This window comes from Streptomyces sp. CA-106110 (assembly GCF_050936285.1).
In the GTDB taxonomy this organism is placed as follows: Bacteria; Actinomycetota; Actinomycetes; order Streptomycetales; family Streptomycetaceae; genus Streptomyces.
This window is the reverse complement of the sequence record NZ_JBNJNB010000002.1, coordinates 707,649-720,516: the sequence shown is the minus strand read 5'-3', so window position 1 is coordinate 720,516 and position 12,868 is coordinate 707,649. Positions and strand designations below refer to the sequence as shown.

The window sequence follows — 12,868 nt, the reverse complement described above, 5'->3', positions numbered from 1 at the left end:
TCTGCTCGACCGGATCCGGCACGGCCTTGAGAGTTTCAGGGGACGACGCTTGGGTCGGTGTCATCGGTGCGCCTGCCGCTGTGGGGGTCTTTCGAGAGTGCGCCTGCTCGACCGCTTCACTCCAACGGACGCCTTCTACGCGTGGCGCGGAATCGTTGGCCCGTACGGTGGGACGGCCATCCCGCCGGACCGCTCATCGCGCTTTGTCGAGGGAGACCGCTCATGAGGATTCTTCGTAAAGCCTCCGCCGCCCTTGCCGTCACAGCAGTGCTCGCGCTGCCGGCCACATCGGCATTCGCGGATGACGGCTCCCGCACGGTGAAGGTGGAGGGGCAGTTCGTGCCGTCTTCGCCGTTCCATCCGTCGCAACCGCTGACGTACGACGCGAAGACGGTGCCCGTGGGCGCTCGCATTTCCGTCGTCGAGCAGGTGGGCGGTCCCGTCGGCGGCGCGGCCACCAGCGTTCGGCTCCAGGTGAGCGGGCTGCTCCCGAACCGCGTGTATGGAGCGCATGTGCACACCAAGCCGTGTGGCCGCACCCCGGATGCCTCCGGTCCGCACTACCAGAACGTCAAGGACCCCAACCAGCCTTCTACCGACCCTGCCTACGCGAACTCCGAGAACGAGGTGTGGCTGGACTTCAGGACCGACGCCCAGGGCCGTGCCACCGTCGAATCCCGGCATGACTGGGGCTTCCGGCCGGGCGAGGCCCGGTCCGTGATCATCCACGAGCACGGGACGGCGACGAAGCCCGGCGAGGCAGGAATGGCTGGGGCACGGCTCGCCTGTCTTACTGTGCCGTTCGCCGGCACGACCGACGAGGCAGGCACCGGCAACTAAAGCCGGCCAGCCACGGGGCGTCGGTGGCCCCATAGCTGGTGCCCGGCCGCATTGTCGTCAGTCGCCACGCTCCGCGTGGGCTCCTCATGAGCGGCCATACCGGGCGCGATCTTGCGGCTCCGTCGGGAGATAGAGCAATCAGGAGCACCTCCGGCGTGCGCCACGGCATTTACCACGCCCCGGCGCGCACCGAGCGTGCGGTGAGTCGCTGACCTGCTGTTTCAATTCCGGTCCGCCTGGGCGAAGGCGGCCAGCATGGGGATCACGGAGCTGGGGCGGCCGGTCGCCGAGTAATTGTCATTCCTGAAGGGGCGGATGTCGTCAAGAGGGCTGATGGCGCTGGCTGTTGATGGTCCCGGGCAGGAGTGAGCGGCTCGCGGCCGGTGGGCGTTGACAGCGGGCTGGCAGGATGGCATGCGGTTGTGGGTGTCGTTCATCTCCGGTTGATCGTGCGGGAGGGCAGGGCCGTTGCTCGGCTGCCGGTCATTCCTTCGCGGCGCGGGGCCGCATGGAGCTCTACGACGTGCGGCAGGCGGGGTCAATCAAATCCACGACCGCGCCATGTGGGGGTCAGACAATTGCCCGGCCTCGCGCCTGCCGCGTCCGGGCTGCTCATCCCGGCTGCTCGGCCAGGGACCGGGCCAGCGCGCGGATGTGCCCGTCACGCAGGCCGTAGTAGACGAGGGTGAGCAGTTTGCGGGCCGCGGCGATTTTCGCGATGTTCTTGCCGCGGCGGGCCTCGATCCGGTCCCGGTCTTCGGCGATCTTGGGGGTGGCCTTGCGCTGGATCGCTTCCACGGCGGCCCAGCGGACCAGTTTGCTGCCCTGCTTGGTGACATGCCCGCGCCGTACGAGGGTGTCGGACTCGTAGTGACGCGGGGTCAGCCCGGCCCAGGAGCACAGTTTCTCAGCGGCGGTAAACCGGTGGACGTCGCCGATCTCCGCAACGAACACCGCGGCCAGCACCGGGCCGATGCCGGGCAGCCACCGGATGGCCCCGCAGCCGGGGTGCCCGCGCAGCCGGTCGGCGATGCGCTGGTTGAAGACGGCCTCCTCGGCGTCGAGGATGTCAACCAGGTGCAGCAGGGACGTCACGCGCTGGGCGTAGGGGCCGGACAGGGGCGTCTGCTCCAGCCGGCTGCGGCCCTCGACGCCGAACAGGTCGGAGACGGCGATGAGGATGCCAGCCTTCGCGAGCACGGCATGGACCTGAGCCTTGAGTCCAGAGCGGAGCGCGACGAGTTTGGCGCGGTAGCGCACCAGTTCACGCAGTTCCCGCACCTCGGGCGGGGCGATCCACGACTCTGGCAGCCGCCCCATGCGCAGCAGGTCGGCCAGGTCTGAGGCATCGCGGATATCGTTCTTCACCCGTCGGTAGGCGAAGCCCTTCACGCCCAGCGGGTGGGCCATATGGACCTCCGCCCCGGCGGCCTGCAGGGCGTCGACCGCCCAGTACCAGCCGTAGGTAGCCTCCAGCACCACGTCGGGGCGGATGCCCGCCTTCTCTATCTGCAGGCCCAGCGCGACCGGGTCGTTGAGGATGCGTACCGCGCTCAGCTGCATGCCATCCGCTGTCTGCCGCACGATCACCGACCGCCTGCGATGCAGGTCGATGCCGACGTACTGGTGTCCGTCGTACTCGCTCACCAGGGGCCTCCTTCGCCGTGACGAATGTGAGCCACCTGGGACCTACCCGGGAACCCACGGGGGCGGAGGCCCCGCCCCTTCATCGCATCAAATCCTGTGGATCATTGTCTGCGCCAGCGAAGTTCGGGTGGGTGCCCCCGAGTGTCGACGAGCGCGGCTCGTTTGTGACACTCGTCCCCATGACCAGCAGCAACGCCCTTGGCTTCACCCAGATCGTTGACCCGCACGAGATCACTGACGAGCTGAAGCAGACCCTCGTGGACTGCTGGACCGAGGTGAGCAATGCGGGTGGGGCGGCCGGGTTCCCCTTTCCGCCGGTGGATGCCGCCGAGGTCACCGCTGTCCTTGACCGCATCATCGAGAAGCTTGCCCCAACGACCAGCCGCCTTCTGATCGCCCTGGCCGATGGCACCGTCGCGGGCTGGCTGAACATCCGCTGCGATCCCCACCCGCCCGTCGCGCACTGGGGCACGATTCACCACGTGCAAACCCGTCTCGGCGTCCGGGGCCAGGGGATCGGCGCGGCATTGATGAGCCGGGTCCGTGAGGTCGCCCGCGACGAGATGGGCCTGGAGCAGCTGCACCTTGCCGCCCGCGGTGGTGTCGGTCTCGAAGAGTTCTATGGCCGACTCGGCTGGAAGGAGATCGGCAGGTGGCCCGGCGCTCTGCGGCTGGCCTCCGACGACGATCGCGATGAGGTCCTCATGATGTTGTCGCCTTTGTGACACCCAGCAACCTGATCTTGGCCCAGGTAGGGCACGACGACAGGGACAGCAAGGTTGTCATGCCGAGAGGGGCTGGGTGCGCTCGATGAGCTGTCCGCGTTCGAAGCGGGCTGGCACCCTCTGCTCCTGTGGCTGCATGAGCAACTCCTCGCCCTTGACCCGGGCTATCAGGACGACCTGAAGGAGAAGTTCGGCGCCGCTCGTATCCGGATCACCGGCAGCTCGGTTCCGGCGTGCGCAGAAGCACGAGCGCATATCACCACAGCCGAAGAGCAATCCACGACTGTCTGCGTGTTCTGCGGAGCACCTGGACGCCGCAGAACACGCAGTGACGCCATCGCGGGCTGGATCAAAGCGGTATGCGACAGCTGTCACTGTGACTGGTCCGACCACACCATCGTGATCATCAATGGTTCCGTGCACAGTCGGGACACCGGACAGAGTTAGTGCTGTGACCAGGAAGGTTCACCAGGTTGACGGGTCAGTCCTTCCCGGAACTGGTTCGGTGGGAGTCCGCGTAGGGCGGGGCTCGTACGTGCTCGGCCAGGCGTTGTCGTACCCCCGGTGTAGCGTCCAGGCCGGGGTCAGGTTCATGCTCTGCGGTTGACGGAGGCACGCGGATGACGAGTACGACGGCCGAGCCCGTGGTGGTGGTGTCCCGGCGCATCGGGGCCCCGGCGGAGGACATCTTCCGGATCCTGGCCGACCCCGGACGGCATCTGGACCTCGACGGCTCGGGGATGCTGCGCGGCGGCGTCTCCAACACCGCGGTCTCGGGCGTCGGAGACGTCTTCGTGATGCGGATGCACTATGAGCGCTACGGCGACTACGAGATGAACAACCACGTCGTCGAGTACGAGCCAGACCGCCGCATCAGCTGGGAGCCGAGGCCCGGTCGCGGGCACCCAGATGCCACCGCGTCCAGGGCCGCGTGGGGCCACCGGTGGATCTTCGACCTGCTCCGGGACGGGGCCGGGGCGACGGTCGTGACCGAGATCTTCGACGGCTCGCGCATGCCGGAGGACAAACGCGCGGAAGCGGACAGCGGGCGCGCCTGGTGGCAGACGCAAATGGCGATCACCCTGGAACGCCTTGCCGAACTGTGCGCCGCCCGGTGAACGCCGAACTCGACGCCCTCAAGGGCGCCCTGGACCGCCAGCGTGAGCACGTCCTGGGGATCCTCGAAGGGCTCTCCGAGGAGGATCTGCGGCGGCCGATGCTGCCCAGCGGCTGGAGCTGCCTAGCATTGCTGCGCCACCTCACCCTGGATGTCGAAGGCTTCTGGTTCTCCGGAGTGATCGCGGGTGAGCCGGATATGACTGGACAGCTCACGGCAGGCGCGGAGGCACACTGGTACGTACCCGAGGGGATGAGCGCCGAGGAGGTCTTCGCCGACTACCGGGCGGCCATCGCGCGGGCGGATGCTGTGCTTGCCACCGCGGCGCCCGAACAGGGGCCCGCCGCCTGGCCCGTTCAGATCTGGCCGACCTGGCGGCTGCCTGACGTGCGACACATCCTGATCCACGTGCTCGCCGAAGTCGCCTGTCACAGCGGTCACTTGGATGCGGCGCGCGAACTGATCGACGGCACCACCTGGCTCGGCGGCAACCCCTACGCCGGCTAGTTCTGTGGCCGGATTGGGTTCGTCGGGTTCTTCAGGCCGCGGTGTCGAGGGGGCGTCCGCCCCAGCGGATGCCCTTTCTTCGCGCAGTTCACCGGCTTTCTCCGAGGATGCCCCGGCCTTCAGGCCGGGGAGGAATCGGACTCCTGCGGAGCAGGGCAGGGACAGCCGGATCGCCGTCAGGGCGATCCGGCGTCCACCCCGCACGGCCGTGATGCCGCCCACAACGGTCAAGAACTCTCAACTGTCAGTCCCCCCGGGTAGGTTCGGATGCATGACGACAGAAGCGACCACGAAGGACACCGGGCATGCCCGGTATACCTTCCGTGTACGCCTGTCGAAGACAGCCCGGCGCGCACTCGAAGCCGAGTGGGATCGCTGCCGGTGGCTCTGGAATGAATGCGTGGCCAAGTCCCGGCAGGCCCACGCGCAGAGCAGAGCGGGCGGCGAGAAGTTGACGTGTGGTCCGGCGCAGTTGGACAGGATGCTGACTGAGGCGCGTCGGGTGACAGCGTGGCTGGCCGAGGGTGCCTCGGTGCCGCAGCAGCAGGTGATTCGGGACTTCGCCAAGTCGAGGGCGAAGGCGTTGAAGGACATCAAGGACGGGCTTGCGCAGCACCGCCGGGCCGGGATGCCCCGCTTCAAGCGCAAGCGGGAGGCCAGGCCGAGCCTGAACTACACCCGGCGCGGCTTCCGCCTCAAGGAGGGCCGCCTGCACCTTGCGGGCCAGATCGTGCTGAGCGTGGTGTGGTCGCGGGCTCTTCCGGCCGACCCGTCGAGTGTGCGCGTGTACCAGGACACGCTCGGGCATTGGTACGCCTCCTTCGTCGCCCCGGCCCAGGTCGAGCCGCTTGTGGAGACCGGCCACGTCCTGGGCGTGGACTGGGGTGTGAAGGAGACCGCGACCACCACGGATGACGCCTACGACCTTCCGCATGCCGAACACGGCAAGCGGTCCGCTCAGCGGCTCGCGAAGTACCAGCGGATGATGGCCCGGCGCCGGCGACCGAAAGGACAGCGTGCATCCACCGGCTACCGGAAGGCGCAGGCACAGGCAGCGAAGCTGCACAGGAAGGTCGCGCGGCAGCGGGAGGACACCGGCCGCAAGTGGGCCAAGGCCGTCATGCGCGATCATGATGGAGTGGCGGTGGAGGACTTCCGCCCGAAGTTCCTCGCGAAGACCACGATGGCCCGCAAGGCGGCCGACGCGGCCATCGCGGCGACGAAGCGTGCCCTGGTCGAGATGGGCCGCAAGCACGCACGGGACGTCCGTCTGGTGCACCCGGCGCACACCACGATGGACTGCGCAACGTGCGGGGCGAGAACCAAGCACGCACTCCCTCTCTCGATGAGAACGTATGCCTGCACCGTGTGCGGAGCCGTGTCCCCCAGGGACAAGAACTCCGCCCGCGTGATGCTGGTCCGGGCAGGTTGGAACCCGGACGGTGTCGAGGGCGTAAGACCTCCTGGTCCGCTGGACCAAGAGGCGGCCTGAGCCGTGAATCCCCACGCAGCCCTGGAGGGTGGAGAATCCCCTCCCTTCAGGGAGGGGAGCCTTCAAGATGGAGTCGGTGAACGAGGCCACGATGCTCTACGCCATGGCCCTCGACATCCCCGGACCGAGGCCCGAAACACTTGGACCGTGTGACACGTCCGGCGCGGCACCCACCTACCGGAAGGTCCGCGCGGACCTGAGCGAGGTCAGCGCTGGCGGGGTGTTCCGCGTTGGGTTTCAGGGCCGTGGGTGTACGTGACACGTGCTGGCAGCACGTTGCCACTCGCGCCAGACTGCGATGGTGATGACCGCGCGGCACGCGGATTGCGCTTGAACGAGCTTTAGGGGTACGGATTCAGTGATACCGATCAGGACGCTGCTTCCGCACATCCTTGACAGCGTGCCGCAAGCCATCTGGGTGGTGGCCCCAGACGGGCGGATTCTCTACACGAATCCGGCCGCGGTTGCCGCACTGGGGTACGGCAGCGAAGCCGACCTGCTGGGGCGGCCGAGTCATGAGACTCTCCACCCCTACCGGCCAGACGGTTCGCTGTTCCCGGCCTCGGAGTGCCCCATGCTGAGTCCGGCCAGGACCGGGAAGGCGGTGCACGGGGACGACGGCTGGTTCATGCGCCGGGACGGTTCGTTCTTTCCCACGTCGTGGTGGTCAGCCCCGATCAGCCTCCCCGGCGGGGTAGGCGTGGTCTACTCGTTCTTCGACGCGACGGAGCTCCGGCGGTACCAGCGGGTGGAACGAGACCGCGTGGCAGCCGGAATACGTGCCGCAGAGTCACGTGCCGCCCAGCGGCGCATCATTGAAAGCGTTGCCGCCGTGCGCCGCCGGACATCCCGTGACCTGCACGACGGGGCGCAGCAACGGCTGGTGAGCCTGCTGATCGGGTTGCGGCTCGCTCGAGAAGTGATGACGGGAACGTCGGCTGAGGCATTGGGACTTCTCGATCAGGCCGCAGACGAGGCGCAGGCGGCAGTGGACGAACTACGGGAGCTGGCGGCCGGAATCTACCCCTCGTCGCTCACATCACGCGGCTTGTCGGTAGCGGTCTGTGACATGGCCGCGCGCTGTCCGATTCCTGTCCGGCTTACCGCGGAGTGCGAGAGGCGTCTGCCGGCGGCGCTCGAGGCCAATGCCTACTTCCTCGTAGCGGAAGCCGTTACAAATGCGGTGAAACACGCCAAGGCCTCGCGGATCGACATCTCGATCCGTCTGAACGCCGAACTGGAGCTCACAGTCGCCGACGACGGAGTCGGCGGCGTGGTCGCCGAATCCGGTTCTGGCCTGTTCGGTCTATACGACCGCGTCGCGGCCTACGACGGCTCGTTGACGATCGAATCGCCCATGGGCGTAGGCACGATTATCGTCGCGCGCCTTCCGGTGCCTCCAAGAGACTCCCGGCGTGACGACGGTGCGCCTCCGGCCGCCGCCCAAGCGACCCATCCCCAGTAAGCAAGCGTGAAACGCGCAAGATCAGCCGTAGAGAAAGTGCAGATGCATGCCCCACGCCCCTACTGACCGTGCCGATGTCCGCGACATGCTCGTGGTTCACGAAGCATTCCGACAGGCCTACCGCCGCATGCCCGGACTCGTCATGACGGTGACACCGGGCGACGTCCGGCGCGCCGGTATTGTCGCGGACCACATCCAGTTGATCGAGGAGTTCCTGCACCTCCACCACAAGGGCGAGGACGACTTGCTGTGGCCGAAACTCCTCGACCGTGCCGGAGACCGGCTGGCGTCCGCTGTTGCGCTGCTGGAAGGCCAGCACGAGGAGATCGCCTCCCTGATGACGCAAGTCTCCGCCCAGTTGGAATCATGGCGACAAGCCCCCTCGGGGGCTCGCGCAACCCAACTCGCCGACGGCCTGGCGCGACTGGGGACCCGGCTGGCTGAACATCTCGCGATCGAGGAGAGGGACGTGCTTCCTCTGGTGGCGGAATACGTGACCGCCGAGGAGTGGCACGAGCTAGGCGACCATGCGATCAACGGCCTGCCCAAGGCGAAGCTGCCGATCGTTTTCGGGATGCTCGCCTCGCTCGCTGAGCCCGAGGTGGTCACGCTCATGCTGTCGAGCGCCCCGCTGGTGCCTCGCCTGATCATGCCCCTCATCGGCCCGCGAGCCTACGCACGCCACACCCGGCGCGTCTACGAGTCAGGTGTGACAGCCGCCGCATGACGATTGCTGTCCGGCCGACAGGCAGAACAGCAGCGACTCCGGCAGCTGATCCGGCTGTCATCCGGAGCAGCTCGCGCCAGGCGAATAAGTAAGCGCCGCTGGAAAGGCGGCCGCCCAACGCCCAGTTCTGCGCCAGCCAGCGCAGAACTGGGCGCAGTATGCACAGAGGTGACCTGTGATTTCCATAGCTGAGTTTGATTACATCGTGGTGGGTGCGGGGTCGGCAGGATGCGTGATCGCAACCCGCCTGTCGCAGGACCCGGACGTACGGGTCCTGCTCGTGGAGGCGGGAAGCAGTACGCCTTTGGAGATGATGGCGATTCCGCCGGCCTGGCCACTCCTGCAGGGCACGTCCGCCGACTGGGCGGACACCACGGTCCCTCAGGCAGCGGCGGATGGGTTGGTCGTGCGCTGGCCGCGCGGCCGAGCACTAGGCGGCAGCTCGTCGATCAACGCGATGTGCTTCCTGCGTGGCCATCGCTCCAGCTACGACGCCTGGGTCGACGCTGGCGCTGTGGGCTGGTCCTATGACGATCTGCTTCCCTACTTCAAGCGCAGCGAGAACGTCACCGGCGTTGCGGATCGGGACGCGGCGATACGGGGCATGGACGGTCCCATGCGTGTCCGGCCCGCGATCGAACGCCACCCTCTTGCCAAGGCGTTTCTCACTGCCGCCGTCGAGACGGGCTACAAAGAGGCGAAGGACTTTGCAAGTGGCCTCGAGGAGGGGTTCGGCTGGAGCGATATGAGCATCGCCGACGGCAAACGACTGGACGCCGCCACGGCCTATCTGCGACCCGTACTCGATCGGCCCAACCTCGCAGTCGTGACCGATGCCCTGGTCCACAGGGTCACCATGGACGGCGATCGCTGCACAGGAGTGGAGTACAGCGTCGGCAATGACCTCGTGATCGCGCGCTCCCAGGCCGAGGTTGTACTGTGCGCCGGCGCCGTGGGATCACCCCAACTGCTCATGCTGTCCGGAATTGGCCCGCAGGAGCACCTGCGCCAGCTCGGGATCGAAACATTGGTGGACTTGCCCGGCGTGGGCGCGAACCTTCAGGACCATCCCATCTCCGGCATTGCCTACGAGGCGACGTGCCCGGTGGCATCTGGAGCAGACAATCATGGCGAAGTCCAGGGACTGATACGCAGCAACGCGCACCTCGAGGGCCCTGATGTGCAACTCTCCATCGCGGACGTGCCCTTGCACGCGGACGGCCTGCCGGGCCCCGAGATGGGCCGCGGCTACACGATCATGGTTGCTCTCATGACCCCGCACAGCCGAGGCACGATACGCCTTGCGGACCCTACGCCCGGAATTGCGCCGCTCATCGACCCTCGGTACTACGCGGACAAGCGAGACCTCGACGCGATGGTTGACGGCCTGCGCTCGGCTCGTGCGATCGGAGATGCATCCGCCCTGGCCGAGTGGCGAGGCAAGGACGTGCTGCCGGGCGTTGGCGTCGAGGATGAGGAGGCACTGCGCGCCTATCTGCGGAAGAACCTCCTGTCCTATTCCCACTACACGGGGACATGCCGGATCGGAGTTGATCAGACTGCAGTCGTCAGCCCGGACCTGCGAGTCTATGGTGTTCAAGGGCTGCGGGTGGCTGACGCCTCGGTCATGCCGTCCATCCCCTCCGCCAACACCAACGCCACCGTCTACGCGATCGCGGAACGTGCGGCAGAACTCCTGCGTGCACGGGTGACGCGAGCGCACGGTACCGCGTAGCCGCCTAGAGCTGCGATTGTCCTTAAGCCGTGGGAGTGGCTAGTGCCGGCTGGGCATCAGCCACTTCCACTGCAGGCCTACTGGTGACCAAGGTGGGCCCGGGTCGAGCAACCCGCCAGCATGGGCAGATGGCGCTCTCGTTCCGTCAAGAGACTCGCCCAGGGTGAGACCTCCGCTCACGGGCCGAAGCGTCTCTGATTGGCTTAGCGAGTCTGAGTGTTACTCAGCCTTGGGAGCCAATCGCCTTCGTGCCCTGGTACTGAACGACAGGAGCCGCCGGCCCGCGTGGCACGTCCCTGCGGACGCTGGTCGACCGGGCCGCAAGACCCGACCGAGGAGGGTGCGGGCGTCGCCTGGGCGCCGGGCGTGCGCGTAGCACTCTGCCATAGGTTCACTACGCTTCGCTCATCCAACTGGTGAGCCTGCGGCGCGAAGGTCCAAGCAGAAGAACTTCGCCATCACCGGTGAGGTGAGTGGCTGGTGCCGGATCGGCACCAGCCACATCCTGCTGTTGGGCGGGAAAGTCTGGAAAACGGCGCGCCCTCGTTTCCTCGGGCAGCCAGAGGGCGGTCAGGGGTCAGTGGCGGGGCTAACGAGGCCACCCGCGGTGCACGTGGCGGCGGCCTCACCGGCCCCGGTGCCCTGGGAGACCCTCAGGTACTTCCCAGTGTCCGCAGGCGCCCGGGTCATACAATGCGGTTCTCGGCGCTGACCATCCAGGCATGCTTCTCCAGGATTCCGATGATCACGTGAAGGAGGTCGGCAGTGGCCGGGTCTTCACGGTCCACGGTGTCGTGGAGGGCGCGTGCCGTGTGGGTCGTGGCCCTGAGGCGGCCTGTCACCAAGTCGACGACCGTGGTGGTGTCCTGTTCACCTTCCGGGAACGCCGGCAGAGTGGTGTGGGTCGCAACGGTCTCGGACCGGCCGTCGGGTACCGCGCCAACCGCACGCATGCGCTCGGCGACAGTATCGCTGGCGTCACGGGCCACATCGACGATCTGGTCCAATGCCAAGTGGAGCTCCCGAAAGTTGCTGCCGACCAGGTTCCAATGAGCCTGCTTGCTCTGCAGATGCAGCTCGATCAGGTCCACCAGGATCTGCTGCAGGGCTTCGGCCAGCGACGGGGATGCCGTGAACCCGACAGCTGCCTCTTCCTCGCTGCGCCGCACACGGGAAGCTGCGCTCGACATAGTCATGAACGATTCCTTGCTCACTCGTTTTCACATCTCAGGAATTACTTGGAAACGGAGACCCGAAAGGGGCTTCGGCAACCGCCGGACAGAGAAGGAGACCAGCGCCTCAACGAGTGCGACAGAGCCTCATCACGGGCGCTCGGGCCTTGCCGGACAGGCCAAGCCCATAGAGGCACCTTCCTCAACGCGGCCGTTCAACAGACGGGGCAGTCGTCGGGTGCTCACGGCCGGCGGAAACGGAGATGCGGCGCTTCCGGCTCTGGAGCCGGAAGCGCCGCATCTCACCTTTGTAGCCGCGGACTTGGCAGCACCACCTTACGAAGGCGGTAGGCCGAGTCAGTGCTTGTCGTGGAGCCCCGCGTAGAGGTAGGCGTTGGCCTGGCTGACCGCTGCCTTTGCGGCATTGGTCTTGCTGAGTGCGTTGAGCATGAGGAAGTCGTGGATCATGCCCTGGTAGCGCACGGACGTCACGTCGTTGCCGGCGGCCCGGAGCTTGTTCGCGTACGCCTCGCCCTCGTCGCGCAGGACGTCTGCCTCCTCCGTGATGACAAGCGCCTTGGGCAGGCCCTTGAGCTGGTTGAGGTTGGCGCGGAGGGGGGAAGCCAGGATGTTGTTGCGGTCCTTGAGGTTCGGAGCGTAGGCGTCCCAGAACCACTGCATCGCCTTGCGGGTCAGCCACGGGCCGTTGGCGAACTGGCGGTAGGACGAGTCGTTGAACCTGGCGTCCGTGACCGGGTAGAAGAGGACCTGCTCGCGCAGGGCCGGGCCGCCCCGCTGCTTGGCCATCAGCGAGACCACAGTCGCCATGTTGCCGCCCACCGAGTCGCCGGCGACGGCGAGGCGCGAGCCGTCGACATTGATCTCACTGCCGTGCTGGGCGACCCACTGGGTGGCGGCGTACGACTGCTCGATGGGGACGGGGAACTTCGCCTCGGGCGAGGGGGTGTAGTCGACGAAGATCACGGCCGCGTGCGCGCCGTTGGCCAGCTGACGTACCAGGCGGTCGTGCGTGCTCTCGTCGCCGAGCACCCAGCCGCCACCGTGGAAGTACATGATGGCGGGCAGCTTGCCGGTGGCGCCCTTGGGCCGGACGATCCGTACGGTGACCTTGCCGGTGGGACCGACCGGCAGGGTGCGGTGGGTGATGTCCGCCGGCAGCAGGCCGGTGGGGTTGGCCTGGACGGTGTCCAGGGCCTTGCGGGCGTCGGCGTAGCTGAGGGTGTAGATCGGCGGATTCTTGGCGGCGGCGTCCGCGAAGACCTGAGCGTCGTGCTCGAGCACCGGCTTGGTTGCATTGGGGGTGGTCGCGGACGTGGTGGTCGCGTTGGCTCCGGCCGTGGCCTCGAACAGGGCGCCGAAGGCAAGAGGAAGGATGGCAGCAACGGCGACGGTGCGGCCGATACGGCGGTGGGCAGACATG

At 67.1% G+C, this 12,868-nt stretch carries 11 protein-coding genes; 8 read left to right on the top strand and 3 right to left on the bottom strand.

What is annotated here, in order from left to right; genetic code table 11:
* Positions 1–222: 222 nt before the first annotated feature.
* The gene (locus ACQEXA_RS60920; RefSeq protein WP_432940775.1) at positions 223–840 is read left to right on the top strand and encodes a superoxide dismutase family protein; all 618 of its coding nucleotides are present in this window, start codon (positions 223–225) and stop codon (positions 838–840) included.
* A 612-nt stretch (positions 841–1,452) separates the two neighbouring features.
* On the opposite strand, the gene ACQEXA_RS60915 is transcribed toward ACQEXA_RS60920, so the two are convergent.
* On the bottom strand, positions 1,453–2,487 hold the full coding sequence (locus tag ACQEXA_RS60915; protein ID WP_433135264.1) for an IS110 family transposase: 1,035 nt from the start codon (positions 2,485–2,487) through the stop codon (positions 1,453–1,455).
* A gap of 179 nt (positions 2,488–2,666) precedes the next feature.
* On the opposite strand from ACQEXA_RS60915, the gene ACQEXA_RS60910 reads away from it, so the two are divergent.
* The 7 genes from ACQEXA_RS60910 (at position 2,667) to ACQEXA_RS60880 (ending at position 10,255) form a co-directional block, all read left to right on the top strand.
* Positions 2,667–3,212: a GNAT family N-acetyltransferase gene (locus ACQEXA_RS60910; RefSeq protein WP_358548338.1), complete on the top strand. Its 546-nt coding sequence runs from the start codon at positions 2,667–2,669 to the stop codon at positions 3,210–3,212.
* 620 nt (positions 3,213–3,832) lie between these two features.
* Positions 3,833–4,330: a hypothetical protein gene (locus tag ACQEXA_RS60905; protein ID WP_433135262.1), complete on the top strand. Its 498-nt coding sequence runs from the start codon at positions 3,833–3,835 to the stop codon at positions 4,328–4,330.
* Positions 4,327–4,836 (top strand): DinB family protein, encoded by a 510-nt coding sequence (locus tag ACQEXA_RS60900; RefSeq protein WP_359410612.1) that lies wholly within the window; start codon positions 4,327–4,329, stop codon positions 4,834–4,836. Before ACQEXA_RS60905 ends, ACQEXA_RS60900 begins: the two co-directional genes overlap by 4 nt.
* Positions 4,837–5,107: 271 nt before the next feature.
* Positions 5,108–6,328, top strand: coding sequence for an RNA-guided endonuclease InsQ/TnpB family protein (locus ACQEXA_RS60895; protein ID WP_433135259.1), 1,221 nt, complete (start codon positions 5,108–5,110; stop codon positions 6,326–6,328).
* A gap of 358 nt (positions 6,329–6,686) precedes the next feature.
* Complete coding sequence (locus tag ACQEXA_RS60890) at positions 6,687–7,793, top strand: PAS domain-containing sensor histidine kinase (RefSeq protein ID WP_433135258.1); 1,107 nt, start codon at positions 6,687–6,689, stop codon at positions 7,791–7,793.
* Positions 7,794–7,839: 46 nt separating this feature from the next.
* Positions 7,840–8,520 (top strand): hemerythrin domain-containing protein, encoded by a 681-nt coding sequence (locus ACQEXA_RS60885; RefSeq protein WP_433135256.1) that lies wholly within the window; start codon positions 7,840–7,842, stop codon positions 8,518–8,520.
* A 178-nt stretch (positions 8,521–8,698) separates the two neighbouring features.
* A complete protein-coding gene (locus tag ACQEXA_RS60880; protein ID WP_433135534.1) occupies positions 8,699–10,255 on the top strand; it encodes a GMC family oxidoreductase in 1,557 nt (518 codons plus the stop codon).
* 686 nt (positions 10,256–10,941) lie between these two features.
* Here ACQEXA_RS60880 and ACQEXA_RS60875 read toward each other — a convergent pair.
* Positions 10,942–11,469: a Dps family protein gene (locus ACQEXA_RS60875; RefSeq protein WP_433135254.1), complete on the bottom strand. Its 528-nt coding sequence runs from the start codon at positions 11,467–11,469 to the stop codon at positions 10,942–10,944.
* A gap of 315 nt (positions 11,470–11,784) precedes the next feature.
* Positions 11,785–12,867 carry an alpha/beta hydrolase gene (locus tag ACQEXA_RS60870; protein WP_433135253.1) on the bottom strand — a complete coding sequence of 361 codons (1,083 nt, stop codon included), beginning with the start codon at positions 12,865–12,867 and terminating at the stop codon, positions 11,785–11,787.
* Between the last annotated feature and the right edge of the window lies 1 nt (position 12,868).

Bases quoted from the DNA above. Each gene is read 5' to 3' on its own strand.
- ACQEXA_RS60920 (WP_432940775.1), top strand. From the start codon at position 223: ATGAGGATTCTTCGTAAAGCCTCCGCCGCCCTTGCCGTCACAGCAGTG.
- ACQEXA_RS60910 (WP_358548338.1), top strand. From the start codon at position 2,667: ATGACCAGCAGCAACGCCCTTGGCTTCACCCAGATCGTTGACCCGCAC.
- ACQEXA_RS60905 (WP_433135262.1), top strand. From the start codon at position 3,833: ATGACGAGTACGACGGCCGAGCCCGTGGTGGTGGTGTCCCGGCGCATC.
- ACQEXA_RS60895 (WP_433135259.1), top strand. From the start codon at position 5,108: ATGACGACAGAAGCGACCACGAAGGACACCGGGCATGCCCGGTATACC.
- ACQEXA_RS60885 (WP_433135256.1), top strand. From the start codon at position 7,840: ATGCCCCACGCCCCTACTGACCGTGCCGATGTCCGCGACATGCTCGTG.
- ACQEXA_RS60870 (WP_433135253.1), bottom strand. From the start codon at position 12,867: ATGTCTGCCCACCGCCGTATCGGCCGCACCGTCGCCGTTGCTGCCATC.